Genomic DNA, 14444 nt, shown 5'->3' on the forward strand with positions numbered 1-14444 from the left:
ATTATGGATTCTTCAGTTGTTACTGACTTAGATGCTCTTGATTGATGAATTGCTCTAAAATTGGTTTGGCTCTATCTAGATCACAAGCTCTAATCTTCAAACGCACGCTACTCGGTGTTCCTCCGACGAAACCTGCTAAATTCCCTGAATTAAAATCATTCTGAACTACTCCATAAACCTCAATAGTTTCTAAGTCTTTTTTAAGCTTCATCACCATGATTTCACTTCCTGAATAAAAATCAATGAACTCGTTTTCCATATCTAATTTCCTTTTTATTATAATTATTATCTGAAGCACATTCTATTAGCATCGTTAGCATTTCATTTTTTAAAGAACTGGACTAGGGCTTTTTATAACCATAATTGGAAATAGTTATTTTTCCAATTTATTAGTTGTGGCTACTTCTCTGTGTAATTTCCATTTCCCATCATTCTTGTCCTTTTTTAGTATAGCCAAGAACGTATCCTGAATTTCTACTGGTTCACCTTGCTCATTGGTGTAATAAACAGAGCTTGTTCCAAAATCATAAGCCACACTATCACTTACTATGATTGTCTCTTTGGGCTGCATTACCAAACTATCGTAACTAAAAGAGCCAACAGGTTCATTTCGTAGACGTTTGTATTCTTCCCAAGTTCCACAAACAGGTGTTAATGATATTATATCTTTAGAAGCAAAATTCCTTAAATCAGCGTAGCGTTTTTCTTTAATGGCTAATTGAAATCCTTTCCGAGTTTCTTCAATTGAGGATAGTTCCTCTTGAATGTCAAATTCTTTTATATCCGTCGATTTGATTTCCGTTTTATTATTTTTTTCATTACAAGAAAGAAGAAATAATATCAGAAGGATGAATAATAAATTTTTCATATTGTTTTGGATTTGCGGTTATGCTATAATTACTCCCAAAGTAAATCTCTTGAAAACCAACTGATTATTAATTAAAAATAGCTGAAATAGCTGCAATATCCAACAAAAACTGCATATGGGGTACTAAGCTGCACCTGAACTACATTTTCAAATGATCTAATATTGTAACCCGTTATGGTGTAACGATCCGCACCACATTTTTTATCCTCCTATCCTATCATCACATCATCAAATAAAGAGATCAGCTGTCCAAAAATAGATTTGGTCTAATAATATGTATTTTTACTCATAGAAATTTGTTGTGTGGTAACTCTTAACGTATTAAAAATAAGCGTGGTCTTTTTTAGGCTACTCTTTCATCGGACAACAATACATTCAACTAAGTATGAGAAATTATAGAATAGAGCATTTCAAAAATATTTTATTGGCACTTACTGTTATCCTAGTTGGTACAGCTGGTGTAGCACAACAGGATAATAGCGCCACTCAAATAATTCACCTCTCGGGTACCGATAAAGATCATCGAGTAGATTGGGATTTCAAGATTGATAAAGGCCGAAAAAGTGGTGAATGGTCTAAGATTGCCGTTCCTTCAAACTGGGAGCTCGAAGGTTTTGGAATTTACACTTACGGTCACGATTGGCGAAGATTACGACCAGAATCTGCCGCTATTGGCCAATATAAGCATCAATTTTCTGTACCAAAAGAATGGAAATCACAGACGATCGAGCTTGTTTTTGAAGGTGTGATGACAGATACCAAAGTTATGGTAAACGGTAAATTGGTTGGACCTGTTCACCAGGGAGGTTTCTATCGATTTAAATATGATATTACCCGCTTTTTAAAGTTTGGAGAAGAAAATCTACTCGAAGTTGAGGTTAAAAATGCTTCAGATAACGACGCTGTAAATAGAGCTGAAAAAGATGCCGATTTTTGGGCATTCGCTGGAATTTACAGACCTGTATACTTAGAATTAAAACCAAAAGAATATATCGATCGTGTAGCAATCGATGCACAAGCCGATGGTTCTTTTAAAATGGATGTTTTTACTGAAAATATTAAAAGAGGAAGAACCATTGAAGCTAAGATTAGTGATTTAAAAGAACAATCTTTAGGAAGAGTTTTTTCTACTGAAGCCGATTGGAGATCAGAGAAAGCTACCTTAAACTATCAGACTGAAAATCCACAATTATGGTCTCCAGAATTTCCTAATCGCTACCAGGTTGAAGTAAGCCTGAAAGATGGTGATGAGGTTTTACATACGATCACTCAGAAATTTGGTTTTAGAACAGTAGAACTTAGGGCTAAAGACGGTTTTTATGTGAACGGTGAGAAGGTGAAATTCAAAGGTGTAAACCGCCATAGTTTCTGGCCTTCTTCAGGGCGTTCAGCAAGTAGAGCGCTTAGTGTGATGGATGTCGAGTTGATGAAGGATATGAATATGAATGCGGTTAGAATGTCTCATTATCCGCCAAGTCAGCATTTTTTAGAAGTTACAGATTCTTTGGGACTCTTTGTAATTGATGAGCTTACGGGTTGGCAGAATGCATATGATACCGAGGTTGGTAAAAAACTGGTGAAAGAACTAATTATTCGCGATGTAAACCACCCTTCAATCGTGATTTGGGCCAACGGAAACGAAGGTGGTAATAATTATAATTTGCTAGAAGAATATCCAAAATATGATATTCAGGATAGAACTGTAATTCATCCGTGGAATACTTTAGGCGAAACCAATACACTGCACTATCCTTCTTACGATTATGTGTACAATGCACTTACCAATGGCGATAAAGTGTATTTTTCAACTGAATTTTTACACGGATTGTATGACGGCGGTCACGGTGCCGGTTTAGAAGATTTTTGGAATATTATGCAAGAAAGTCCGTTATCTGCCGGTGGATTCCTTTGGGTTTTTGCAGATGAAGGTGTGGTACGAACAGATAAAGATGGCTTTATTGATGTAAAAGACAAAGAAACCTGGGCGCCAGACGGGATCGTTGGACCATATCGTGAAAAAGAAGGAAGTTTTTATACCATTAAAGAAATTTGGTCTCCGGTGTATATCGATAAAATGGATATTACGCCTCAATTTGATGGAAAGCTGAAACTGGAAAATCGTTACCATTTCACGAACTTATCGGAATGTGAATTTGAGTGGCAACTTATTAATTTTCCAAAACCAAATGCTTCAGAAACCGAAAATGAGATCCACAAGTCTGGAATGGCAAATTCACCAGATATTGCACCGGATCTTTCAGGATACCTTCAGCTAGATCTTCCGGAAAACTGGACGCAAAGCGATGCATTATACTTAACTGCAACAGATCCTCATAGTCGTAAGATCATGACCTGGTCCTGGCCGGTGAAATCTCCGGAGAAAACTGCAGAGACTATTGTTTCGGGAACTTCAGAAACTGCTGCAAGCGCTTCAGAAAAAGACGGAATACTTACACTTTCAGCAAATGGAGTGGAAATTAATTTTAATACTGAAAACGGATTGATCACTTCAGTAAAAAATGAAAAGACTCCGATATCATTCAATAATGGGCCAAAATTAACCGATGAGGATAGTAAATTCAAATCCCTGAAACATTACCAAAAAGGCGATGATCAGGTAGTAGAAATGGAATACGAAGGCCCTATTCGCAAAATGGTGTACACCATGCAGGCCAATGGCTGGTTAAAATTAGATTACTCGTATTTCTTAAGAGGTCGAAAAGATTTTATGGGAATCAATTTTGATTATCCTGAAGAAAAAGTGAAAGGCGTAAAATGGTTAGGAAAAGGCCCCTACCGAGTTTGGAAAAACCGAATGAAAGGTCAGAATTTTGCCGTACACCAGAAAGATTATAACAATACCGTAACAGGATCTGATTGGAGGTATCCAGAATTTAAAGGCTATCACGATCGCATGTACTGGGCGGTTATCGATACTGAAGAATCGCCAATTACCATAGTTTCTGCAACAGATGATGTTTTTCTTCGATTGTTTACGCCAAAGGATTCGAATAACGAAAATACAAATCCCGCATTCCCTGAAGGAAATATCTCTTTTATGGATGCTATTAGCCCAATTGGGACAAAATTTAAAAAGCCGGCCGAGCTTGGACCGCAAAGTCAGCAAACCGAATTTCACCATAGAGATGATCCCCAGCGTTTATGGGGCGCTACCCTGTATTTTTATTTTGGAAACAATAAGACCAACTAGGGCTTGTCCTAGGAGCCGGTGTTGTACAACGGTCACCGTGCTCCTCTGCTGATTTTTTTTTTAGGTTTATAGCAAAAGGCAAAAGCAAAAAGTTAGCGCTAATAGCAGTGATAAATAAACTAATAAAACAAGCTTTTGCAATCGCAAAGAGCGGCTAGCCCTATGACCCAAATTACGCGACAAAATTGAACTAAATACTCTTTGATTTTACCTCAGTTCTTTGTTGTGGTGCGTATTTTTAAATTTATTCCTTTGGCATTGGTGGTGGACTAAAATAGTTTTCATCAATTAAAAGTATTTTCAAATCCGTTTTGTTTGTAATTCGGTAATAGGTTTCTGTAAGTTGATTTAAGATGTTAGGCAGATTTTTGAAATTATTTTCATCATCATATTGAATACATATCGTTAGCTTTTCTGGGCTTTCGCTTAATTCGAGGTTTTTTCCTTTATTCTCAATATCTTTTCTTAAAACACCTTCCAAACTATCCAAGGGAATTCCATATTCTTTATTTTTACTAATCTTATTATTATTGATCTCTATTACATTTTTAGTTTTTATCATTTTAGTAGAGCCTTCTTTTAGACAAGTGTTTCTGAAATAAACGGTTTTGATTTCGTTATCTGTTGCTAAAGTTATTTTTGGTAAACTATCATTACAGACTATTTTTTCAATCCGATTAACAAAGCCAGTCCAGTTTCCGAAATTATTAACGTTTAATTCAACACCTATACCATCATTTTGTCTATTCCACTTTCCAAATTCCATTTGAACCAAGGCTGTTTCTTTTTGTACTGGGTCTTGTTCTTTTTTGTCAATGTTCTGACATCCGATTATTATTAAAATCAATAAAACGGCGAAAGATATTTTAAATTTATTTTCCATTTCGTTTTGTTTATATGTACCACAACGGCAGTCTGTCTCAAAACTACCTTTTTATGTTTTAAAAGTAGTTGAAGTGTATGCGATATCCAACAAAAACTGTATATGAGGTGTTTTGAGTTTTAGGTGATCCCGATAGCTATCGGGAATCACATCGGTTAGCAAGTGACCAGATTTATTATAGCTTATAATCATATCCCGAAGCTTCGGGACTGGTGAACCGTCAAGATACGCGTATCACATATAGAGCCCGTGCTGAACTTGTTTCAGTAATGCCGAGCAAGTTATATAGGTATTGAATGATTGATAATCCTATCGGAATTATCAACGATTCAACACCCCAAAATCAACATTATGAAGTGATTAAAAATAAAATATTAACTTTAAAGAACTGGACTAGGGCTTTTCATAGGATACGTTGTTGTACACTGGCTTTTTTCCGTTCAGCTTGTCATTCAGCGTTGGCAAAGACATACTCTTTTGCAATTTTTTGGCTTGTGTTTTGGCTGTAGCGAATTGCAAACGTGTATGGCTTTAAGCGTTGGAATAGTCAAATATTATTTTTGTCAATGATAAAGGGAACTCTCATTAAATCATCTTTAATATGCTTTATTGTATCTGGCTGTAATGTCGATTTCATAAAGTAAGCTTTCCATTCAGATACAGCATCGTAAACGCATTGTCTTAAATAATTCAAAATACCAGTAGCACCATCCAACTCATTCCAAAACGGATGATTTTTATTTACAATTACAATTATTGTGTTTTTATCTGAAATAGAATCATTAATTACATATGGGTCATTTGGAGACATTTTATCATCAATATAAAGCTTGATTGTTAAGCCATCAAGTTTTATTAAGGTTGGTTCTGTTGATTCAACTATAGCCTTTTCAATCTGTTTATTTGATTCTATAATTAAGTTATCAGGCGGAACCGATTTAGTTAAAACTATATCATTCAACTCACCTGAATTAAATTCTGTCAATAATGTATCTAAAGCAAAATCAAAATCTTCATCTGATGGAGCTCTTTCGTCAACAGCATTTTTTCTGTATTCGTTTGCTATTTTTCTGAAATCTCCTATTTGCTCCAAAAGAGCGTCATCTAAATCGTCCATTTGCGTTCCTTCCCAAAGTATATTGTCTTTTGTGTGACTTACTTCGAACCCTTCCAGGAAAAGTTCTCCAACTAGTCTCTGATTTACAAGGTTATTTATACCACCTTCTTGTTCACCATAGATAGTTTCAGGTTTATAGCCATTTGGAGGACTTTGAATAACTCTGTTTCCTTGTACTAATGCAAAACCACCCTTACTTCTGCTTCCACTACTTAAAACTCCAGCCCAACCAGTAACTTTTTTACCATCAATTTCAAATTCAAAATCCCTTCTGTACGGAACGCCTTCTGAATTTTTAACAAAATCCTCATCTGAATAACCATTCCAATCGAGTTTTTGGTCATTCCAAAATAGGTCAAGCATATTTGATGAAACATCAAAACGGTAAATCGAGGATAGATACGATTTAATTTTACCAATTGTCATTCCTTTAAATCGCCTACGCAAATTCTTGACTTTGATAATTGTGTAATGTTTGTTTTTTTCAATATCTTTTGATTGGATATCTAAAGCCAAATCTCCTTTGGAAATGGCTTCAATATCTAGTGTTACAGAATATTCTTTGGAATCACCTAATTTGGTTGTAATAATTGTCCATTCATCTCCAAGCCAAAAAGATGCAGTTTTCATACCAAGTCCATATCGGCTTCTACCTGAATTATCATCAGGAGGTAATCCTATTTGAAATGCTTTTTTGAGTTCGCTTAAAGACATTCCCATAGAATTATCAATAATCTCAAAATAATCCTCATTGATTTCGTTGCCCTTAAAATAATTTATATAGACACTTAAATTTCTCTGTTCTTCTGCATAGACTATATCCAAAATCTCTTGGTTATTTAAATAAGCTTGGGTTGAATTGTCAACATATTCAGCTAATGCAAACCATATACGATATGCCAATCTCTTGTAAGAGTTTATTATGTCTGGTGTAAAATTTATATTGATTTTTTCCATTTAGTTTATGTCTAGGTAATATTCGTTTTTATTCGATATATATAAAATGTATTTTTTTTCAAGCTGTAAAAAATGTGTCCGACCAGAAATGACTATGTATGTCTTTGCTTTATCTTTAAGAACTTTCCATTTTGTTTTTTTACCTCTAAAATAAATTATTATGTCAGTTTCATTAGGTTCCGCAATAAAGGTAGGTGTATATATTTCCATAGTATTACTTAATCCTTTGACAAATGCACTATGGGATTTATCTCTGTAAATAAACGGAGTATCTCCTGAAATTCTATAAAGCTCATAACCATTTAAACCCTTGTAAATTTGAAATACGCTTAAATAAGAATTGTATTTTTTCACTTCAATTTCCCATTTCGGTTTTGGCTCATTTACTATAACCATTACTTTAGGTTGTATACTATCAATCATTTTTTCCAGTTCGACCGAATCCAGAGAGTTGTTTTTTGAAAACATATATTTCGCAACTTTTTTAGGAGCATAATAACCCGTTGAAAAAACTCGAACTTGTTTTTCAACGTGACCATCCCACGAGTGCCTTCCCATTTCAGCTTCAATAACATACCATTCTTTATAATCTTTCCTAACCATAGCTAAATCAGGTTTAGAATTTTCTCCTTTACTAGTACTAATTTTTAAAGAAAATGGGAGACCAATAAAATCTGGATAAACTTCGTGCATTTTAGATAAAAATGTTTCCTCAAAGTGTTTTTCATAAAAAGATAAAGGGTCAATTTCATCATACCAATCAAAGGTATTTGTTACCGCTTGGTTTTTACCAAATTTCCTGTTAGCCCAACCAAGTAATCCAGATTCTGTGACTGAATTTTGAAAATGCGCTAAAACTTTAGATTTCCCTATCATATTTTTACTAACCTAAAAAATGTTTTGTGCTTTCTTGAATAAGTTTATATGTCAAGACAGACTTACCGTTTATTCTGTTGTTGTTTTCAAAAGGATTGATATCAGATAAAATCACAATTCTATCAGTTGCAGTTGCCTTTCCTTTAGTTTCTCCCCAAATTCTTGTTGTTTTGTCTACGCCTTCAATATAATCTGAAAAAACCCAAACGTTTTTAAATAATTTATTCTCTTTAACCATCAATGAAAAGTCTCTAGCGAGAGGTATTACACTATTCTTGGATTTTGCTACATCGCCAATAACAAATACAGCCACGCCATTTGGTTTTAGCATTTTCTTGAATTCAAAAAGTGTTTTTTTCGAGAATTGAACCCATTGATTGATATTTAAATCATCATCTAATTTTTCAGAAATTTCTATTGGGTCAGAATCTAAAAACCAAGAACGTATCCAATTTTGTTTAGCATAATTGACAATGCCCAAATACGGAGGAGAAGTCAATATTAAATCAACTTTTCCTTGATATTTTTTCAATTTTTCTGATTTAGAAATTTCTTTAGCATCACATTCAAAAATGTAAGATTCTTTTTCTGGAGATTTATGCTTACTAAAAACACGCTCAACTTTTTCTTTTAAAATGTCAAAAACATTTCGCTTAACTCGATTTAATTCTTTAGTTTGAACAAATCGTCTTACATATTCAGGAGACATACTAAAAGTATTTGGCATACTAATAGATAAATACCCAGAAGTTCCATCTTTTCGTTCTCCTCCGTGCATAATTCCTAAAATTGCTCCAATTAAGAATTCGTCTATATCACTTTTTGATGTTAATAAAATATCTTTTAGATAACATAATTGCGCTATGGTAGCTTGATGAAAAATTAAGTGGATTTCGTCCGATTCAGATTGAGCTTCTGGCAAATAGAGAGCGTAATCATAATCACTTTCAAGTTCATCTATTCTATCAATTATGTCTTTCTTTTTCAATTTATGACTCTTTGCTTTACTTAAAGCTAATGCAATTGGATTTAAGTCTGAACCAATAGATTTCCTATTTAAAATCCTACTTTCTAAAATAGTTGTGCCTCTTCCAGAAAACGGGTCAAAAACCAAGTCATTTTCATCAGTGAAATATTTTATGAAATATTTTGCTAGGGAAGGAGGAAAAGCTCCTAAATAAGAACAAAGAGAATGTAAAGGGTCTGAATCGCTCTTATCAGCCCAAGGAGTTACTTGCACTTTCTCTTTAATCATATTTCTACGGTTTCTTGTTCAACACTTTCAATAATTATCGATTCGAAAAAGTCATTTATCATACCACACACAGTTTCACTAGCATTTCTCAATTCTGATTCTTTAATTTTCTCATAAGATTCAGAAGGTATTTCTTCGTCATCTTTTGTCAAGACTGTGTCAGGATTATTCTTGTCAAGTACAAATGCGTGAAATGATATGTGTTCTAAATATTTATTTTTGATGTTCTGAACAGCTGCGTCATTTTTTCTTTGTGCACGCTCAACAAGTTTTTGAAGATTTTTATTTTCTTCTGATACATAAATTACAACTTCGTCCTGGTCACTAATAACACTAGCTACGCTGTGCTCATTCCAGTTGTTTTCTTCAAAAAATGGATGTTCCTCTCCTATAAAATCAACTCTAATATTTGGAGATTTATTTTTACCTTTCTCATCATTTCCAGAATCTTCAGGTCTTTCAATTATCTCAATTTCAATTGATGATGACAAGGACTTTTGACCAATAGGTCTTAAATCAAGAGTTATTTCTCCTTTATCTCCAATTTCAGCCTCATCATTTGTTTTAAAATATGCAATTCCATAACCATTATTTACGCGAGCAGTACCAGTGTATGAGCCAATTGATTGTGGGTCAATAAAAGCTGCAAAAGTTTCTGCTTTTGCAAAATAATTTGGATGAGCATCAGTTTTGAACTTTATAGAAAATGATTTATTCGCATATACCTCTTTTGGCGAAGCTGTTGTTATTTCAAAAAATGTTGGTGGGTCTTCAAAAGGAATTTCTGGTAATTTTTTAGCAGGTGAACTTTCACCAACTGTCGAAGTTGTAACAGTCGTTCCACTTCCTGAACTTTGTAGAAATGTATTGATTCTCCTTGCTAGTCTTTTCTTCAAACTATCCAGAACTTGTGTGTCGTCTTTTGTGAAGTAACGTTGTTTGCGTTCTTTGTCTAGTTGTTTCAATCTATCATCTTCACTTAAGGTGTCAACAGTTAACTTTTTAAGTTCATCAACTATAGAAGTATCTTTTAGAGATTCTCTTGTACTACTAAATAATTGTCTCTTTGAGTCGTTGTCAAGATAATCAGCTTCAATGTGTACAATTAGGTATCTGTCCAAATAAGGTAACTTCAACTCTTTTTTGATTAGGCCATTACCCAAAGTTCCCTGTTTTTGCCCATTATGAGTAATAATAATGGGGTTGGAAACACTTGCATAATGTTTTATTCTATCTCTTGGGTCTTTGCCAAGTGTATTTAAAACCCACCAGTAAATGGTTACTTTCCCAGTTTTGAAAGTTAATGTGACTTGATTTCTATATTCCAAATTGTCGGTATAAGTTAAAAGTCTATTATTTCCTGTTACTGTTCTATTTTCTTTTCTAGAACCTCTTCTGTCAGAAATTGTAAAAGGAATAATTGGGTCAAATAAATAGTTATGCGCTAAATACCAAAGTGAATTAGATGGTGTTGTAATCTTACCTTTGTATTTTCCTAAATCCATTAATACGTGGCGTACTAAAGTTCCAGGTTCAAATGTTTCGTCTTCAATTTCAAGAGTAAATGGTTGACCTGTAGTTTTATCAAGCATATATTCATACCACTCGTGTTTGTCCTTTTCTATGTCTCCAGGATTAATTCGAACAATAGTAAAGGAAACTTTACTTTTATTCCTACCGTCTTTTTTAAAGTGAGGTTTAGAAATTATTATTGTGTAATTATTGTATGCTAAAGCAGTAGAACCACCTTGTCCGAAAGCTCCCATTAAGTGAAGTTTTCCAATTTTGTTACTTCCATTTAAGTCCAAAATAGTCTTTGAAAAATCTTCTGGCTCAAGACCTATTCCTTTATCCCTTATTTCAACAGTAGGTTTTGTGTCTTTCCCTGAATCATAAAGAGTTACTTGAACTTTGTCAGATAAGGATTCAATTTTTTTATCTCTCGCTGATTTAATCGTAGAGATTTTCCCGTCTTCTATTTTAAACCAATTTTCGACTGCTTTTCTTGGAGAACGAAATCCGTCAGGTTCTCCTTGAGTTTTCCATTCTTTTTCTAAAACAGCATCTATAGCATTAGTTATTCTTTCGGTTACACCAGCTGCTGGGTCTGTTCCAATATTTATAGTAGCAAGATTGTTTCTACGTTTACCAACATTTTCCCATAAGATTTTACTTGCTCCAATTTTTTTGATGACATTTGTTACTTCCTTTGGAGTATAGGCAGTTATCAGTTCTTTGAATATTTCTTCCATATTAGAAATTGAATGATTCTGTATTACTTTTAAGATTCTTTTTATAAAGAGTCTCCATTGTTTTTAATTCTTCTTTGATTGCTTTGACCATTTTATTTAAATCGTCTTCGTTGTATTCATAATTATTTACATTTGAACACTTTGAGAGATGGACTTGCAACAAAAAACTGGACTTTAAGTTGAGTGACTATGCTGCTAGTTTTTGATTATACATATCTATTTCAAATTCTTTAATAGTTCTGTTTCCTAAGTAGGAATGTCTTCTTCTGGTATTGTACCAGGTTTCTATCCACTGAAAGATAGATAACTCTGCCTGTGATTTAAGCTTGTATTTATGCCAATATACCCATTCTACTTTCAGAGATTTAAAAAAGGATTCAGCTACGGCATTGTCCCAGCAATTACCTTTTCTACTCATCGATTGTTTTACCAGGTCATTATAGCTTTTAAGTAGATTAGTAAATCTTTGGCTGGCATATTGGATACCTTGGTCTGAATGGAATATCAAAGGTTGTGTTAGTGTGGTATTTTTAATAGCCATCTGCCAAGCTTTTATAACAGTATCCTCAGTATTTAGGGTATCACTTAAAGCCCATCCTATAACTTTTCTATTGAATAGATCAATGATCACTGTTAGGTAACTCCAACCCTGATTGGTCTGAACATAGGTAATATCGCTTACCCATACTTGATTAGCCCTGGCTACATTAAAGCATTGGTTCAACAAGTTTGGTGCTATGGGATATTTATGGTTACTATCGGTGGTGGCTTTAAACTTACGCTTCCTCTTAGCGTATAAATAGTTTGCCTTCATTATACGGGCTACCCGAGGCTTTGATACCTTAAAGCCCAAAGCTTTCAATTCAGCCTTTATTCTAGGAGCTCCATAGCTTTGGTGACTATCTTCAAATATATCTTTGATTAATGAAGAGAGCTTCTGATTTTCTTTCCAAAGGGTGCTAGGACCAGATTTCAACCAGTGGTAATAACCGCTTTTACTCACGGCTAACATAGTGCACATCTTCTCAACAGGAAATTTCATACGATGCTGTTTTATGAACCTGTATTTTTCTTGTCGCTCGCGGAGAAGATGCCAATCGCCTTTTTTAAGATATCACGTTCTAATTCGGCTTCTTTGAGCTGTTTCTTTAAACGGGCTATCTCTTTTTGTTGATCGGTCATTTTAGGGTTACCACGGCCGGGAAAACTATTTTTACCATAATTCTTTTGCTCTTTACGCCACCGGTAAAGAACAGCAGGTAAGATATCCAGGTCCTCACAAACCTGTGCTACACTGCCTTTGGCGTAACTTAATTCTACTGCTTTTTGCTTAAACTCTAAAGTGTAATGTTTGGCTTTACGTCTCATGATTGCTAAGTTAACAACTTGCAATAATATTCATTCAACTCTATGTCCAGTCTAATGTAGTAATTCCAAGACTTCTTATTCCTTTTAGAATATTGTCAACTCTACGAGAAGCAACTCTTTTAAAACGGTCTTTTTTTAGTTCAGAATTTTCCATTATTTGTGTTTTCTGATATTTTATAGTTACAAATATAAAAATATGAACTACATATTGTTAAATATAGTGTAATTATTTTCGGAGCGTTGGGAAAAGGCAAGCTCTTTTTATTTTGTGAGGCACGAGCAAAATGAAATGTGCTTGCCTGTGCGGTTGGCTTTTCAGAGCTTGTGTACAACGGTCTCGGCTATGAGTAGTTGCGTGGTTTAGCACTTAACTTTGCAAGTACGCACCAAACTGAAAATCCGCGAGGATTTTCAGAAGTAGGCGAGAACAAGCAATTACTTATAGCCAACTTAAGTTTGATTCTGTTTAAATTATAGTATTAATCAGAAAGAACAAAAGAGCAGGTTAAGGTTACTATAGCCGTTGGAACTTCAGATTCCGTCAACATTGATAATCACTGCTCTTTTCTACTTAGATTTCGATCAGTTCTGTGAGGCGCTAACCTCGATTTAAAGTTGTTGAACACCAAGTAGATCGTCCTTTCCAAAATCTAATTGTTATGAGTAAATATAGTGAAACTTATGGAGTAGATATTAGCAAAGATGTCTTTGATGTAGCAAATACAACAGGCTTTTACCGTCAGTATCCTAACACTGTTGCCGGGTTCAAAAAGTTCATTAAAGAGCTTGAAAAATCAGCAATTGTCGTTATGGAAGCAACAGGTTATTATCATTATTGTTTAGCACAATTCCTGTTTGAATCTGGCCAACCGGTTTCTGTCGTAAATCCATTATCTGTAAAGAGGTTTATACAGATGCGTTTATCTAAAGTAAAGACAGATAAGAGTGATGCTAAAGCCATATGTGATTATGCTTTGATCAACCCAGTACCCTTGTATACGGGAAAGGATCAGAATCAAGCAGAATCTTTACAACTTCTACGTTTATTAGAGCTATACTTAAAACAGCGTACTCAGCTAAAGAATAAAATTCACGGAGAACAAGCTTTAGGTATACCCTCAAAAGCTGTTTTTAGATCTTTAAACAGATCAAAAAGGACATTAGATAAAGAAATAAAATCTTTAGAAACACGGTTGTTATCTCTAGTAAAAGAAGAGCACCAGCAACAGTTGACTAATTTAAAGAGCATTCCAGGTTTAGGAGATAAAACAGCAGCTTTATTGATCGTGTTAACTGATGGTTTTACCAAATTTGAAACTGCATCACAGCTTTGTAGCTTTGCAGGAACAACGCCCACCATACGGCAATCAGGGAGCAGCGTCAGAGGTAAAAGCAGAATAAGTAAAATGGGTAACCAAAAACTCAGAAATCTTTTGTTTTTATGTGCCTTTTCTGCAAGTAAATACAATACCGCCTGTAGGAAAATCTATGAACGTATTATAGCAAAAGGCAAAAGCAAAAAGTTAGCGCTAATAGCAGTGATAAATAAACTAATAAAACAAGCTTTTGCAATCGCAAAGAGCGGCTTGCCCTATGACCCAAATTATGCAACAAAATTGAACTAAATACTCTTGGATTTTAACTCAGTTCTTTGTTG

General features: G+C 34.3%; 11 protein-coding genes. 2 read left to right on the forward strand and 9 right to left on the reverse strand.

Going from position 1 to position 14444, the window contains the following annotated elements:
• Positions 1-19: 19 nt before the first annotated feature.
• Positions 20-259, reverse strand: a complete 240-nt coding sequence (locus MED217_RS09565; RefSeq protein WP_009780309.1) for a DUF2007 domain-containing protein — start codon at positions 257-259, stop codon at positions 20-22.
• Positions 260-373: 114 nt separating this feature from the next.
• The gene (locus MED217_RS09570; RefSeq protein WP_009780310.1) at positions 374-868 is read right to left on the reverse strand and encodes a YybH family protein; all 495 of its coding nucleotides are present in this window, start codon (positions 866-868) and stop codon (positions 374-376) included.
• 385 nt (positions 869-1253) lie between these two features.
• Between MED217_RS09570 and MED217_RS09575 the strand changes: the two genes are divergently transcribed.
• Positions 1254-4079 (forward strand): glycoside hydrolase family 2 TIM barrel-domain containing protein, encoded by a 2826-nt coding sequence (locus tag MED217_RS09575; protein WP_009780311.1) that lies wholly within the window; start codon positions 1254-1256, stop codon positions 4077-4079.
• Between the two features lie 244 nt (positions 4080-4323).
• Here MED217_RS09575 and MED217_RS09580 read toward each other — a convergent pair whose 3' ends face one another.
• The 7 genes from MED217_RS09580 to MED217_RS09605 all read right to left on the reverse strand — a co-directional run bounded on the left by MED217_RS09580 (position 4324) and on the right by MED217_RS09605 (position 12811).
• Entirely contained in the window at positions 4324-4962 is a 639-nt protein-coding gene (locus MED217_RS09580) for a hypothetical protein (RefSeq protein ID WP_009780312.1), read from the reverse strand.
• 51 nt (positions 4963-5013) lie between these two features.
• Complete coding sequence (locus tag MED217_RS19010; RefSeq protein WP_009780313.1) at positions 5014-5154, reverse strand: hypothetical protein; 141 nt, start codon at positions 5152-5154, stop codon at positions 5014-5016.
• Between the two features lie 355 nt (positions 5155-5509).
• Positions 5510-7036 (reverse strand): ATP-binding protein, encoded by a 1527-nt coding sequence (locus MED217_RS09585; protein ID WP_009780314.1) that lies wholly within the window; start codon positions 7034-7036, stop codon positions 5510-5512.
• A complete protein-coding gene (locus MED217_RS09590) occupies positions 7037-7912 on the reverse strand; it encodes a hypothetical protein (protein WP_009780315.1) in 876 nt (291 codons plus the stop codon).
• A 7-nt stretch (positions 7913-7919) separates the two neighbouring features.
• Positions 7920-9167 (reverse strand): DNA methyltransferase, encoded by a 1248-nt coding sequence (locus MED217_RS09595; protein ID WP_009780316.1) that lies wholly within the window; start codon positions 9165-9167, stop codon positions 7920-7922.
• Complete coding sequence (locus MED217_RS09600; RefSeq protein WP_009780317.1) at positions 9164-11419, reverse strand: hypothetical protein; 2256 nt, start codon at positions 11417-11419, stop codon at positions 9164-9166. Before MED217_RS09600 ends, MED217_RS09595 begins: the two co-directional genes overlap by 4 nt.
• A 187-nt stretch (positions 11420-11606) precedes the next feature.
• Positions 11607-12811, reverse strand: a protein-coding gene (locus tag MED217_RS09605; protein WP_154648898.1) for an IS3-like element ISLbl1 family transposase whose coding sequence is annotated in 2 segments (ribosomal slippage) — positions 11607-12532 and positions 12532-12811 — 1206 coding nt in all. Because the reading frame shifts where the segments join, the coding sequence is not laid out codon by codon here.
• A gap of 635 nt (positions 12812-13446) precedes the next feature.
• On the opposite strand from MED217_RS09605, the gene MED217_RS09615 reads away from it, so the two are divergent.
• Positions 13447-14412 (forward strand): IS110 family RNA-guided transposase, encoded by a 966-nt coding sequence (locus MED217_RS09615; protein ID WP_009780319.1) that lies wholly within the window; start codon positions 13447-13449, stop codon positions 14410-14412.
• The last annotated feature ends 32 nt before the right edge of the window (positions 14413-14444 follow it).

This window comes from Leeuwenhoekiella blandensis MED217, from assembly GCF_000152985.1.
Taxonomy (GTDB): domain Bacteria; phylum Bacteroidota; class Bacteroidia; order Flavobacteriales; family Flavobacteriaceae; genus Leeuwenhoekiella; species Leeuwenhoekiella blandensis.

What these genes read in the sequence shown, in the direction of transcription:
- MED217_RS09565 (WP_009780309.1), bottom strand. Translation starts at nt 259, where the DNA reads ATGGAAAACGAGTTCATTGATTTTTATTCAGGAAGTGAAATCATGGTG.
- MED217_RS09570 (WP_009780310.1), bottom strand. Translation starts at nt 868, where the DNA reads ATGAAAAATTTATTATTCATCCTTCTGATATTATTTCTTCTTTCTTGT.
- MED217_RS09575 (WP_009780311.1), top strand. Translation starts at nt 1,254, where the DNA reads ATGAGAAATTATAGAATAGAGCATTTCAAAAATATTTTATTGGCACTT.
- MED217_RS09580 (WP_009780312.1), bottom strand. Translation starts at nt 4,962, where the DNA reads ATGGAAAATAAATTTAAAATATCTTTCGCCGTTTTATTGATTTTAATA.
- MED217_RS19010 (WP_009780313.1), bottom strand. Translation starts at nt 5,154, where the DNA reads ATGATTATAAGCTATAATAAATCTGGTCACTTGCTAACCGATGTGATT.
- MED217_RS09585 (WP_009780314.1), bottom strand. Translation starts at nt 7,036, where the DNA reads ATGGAAAAAATCAATATAAATTTTACACCAGACATAATAAACTCTTAC.
- MED217_RS09590 (WP_009780315.1), bottom strand. Translation starts at nt 7,912, where the DNA reads ATGATAGGGAAATCTAAAGTTTTAGCGCATTTTCAAAATTCAGTCACA.
- MED217_RS09595 (WP_009780316.1), bottom strand. Translation starts at nt 9,167, where the DNA reads ATGATTAAAGAGAAAGTGCAAGTAACTCCTTGGGCTGATAAGAGCGAT.
- MED217_RS09600 (WP_009780317.1), bottom strand. Translation starts at nt 11,419, where the DNA reads ATGGAAGAAATATTCAAAGAACTGATAACTGCCTATACTCCAAAGGAA.
- MED217_RS09615 (WP_009780319.1), top strand. Translation starts at nt 13,447, where the DNA reads ATGAGTAAATATAGTGAAACTTATGGAGTAGATATTAGCAAAGATGTC.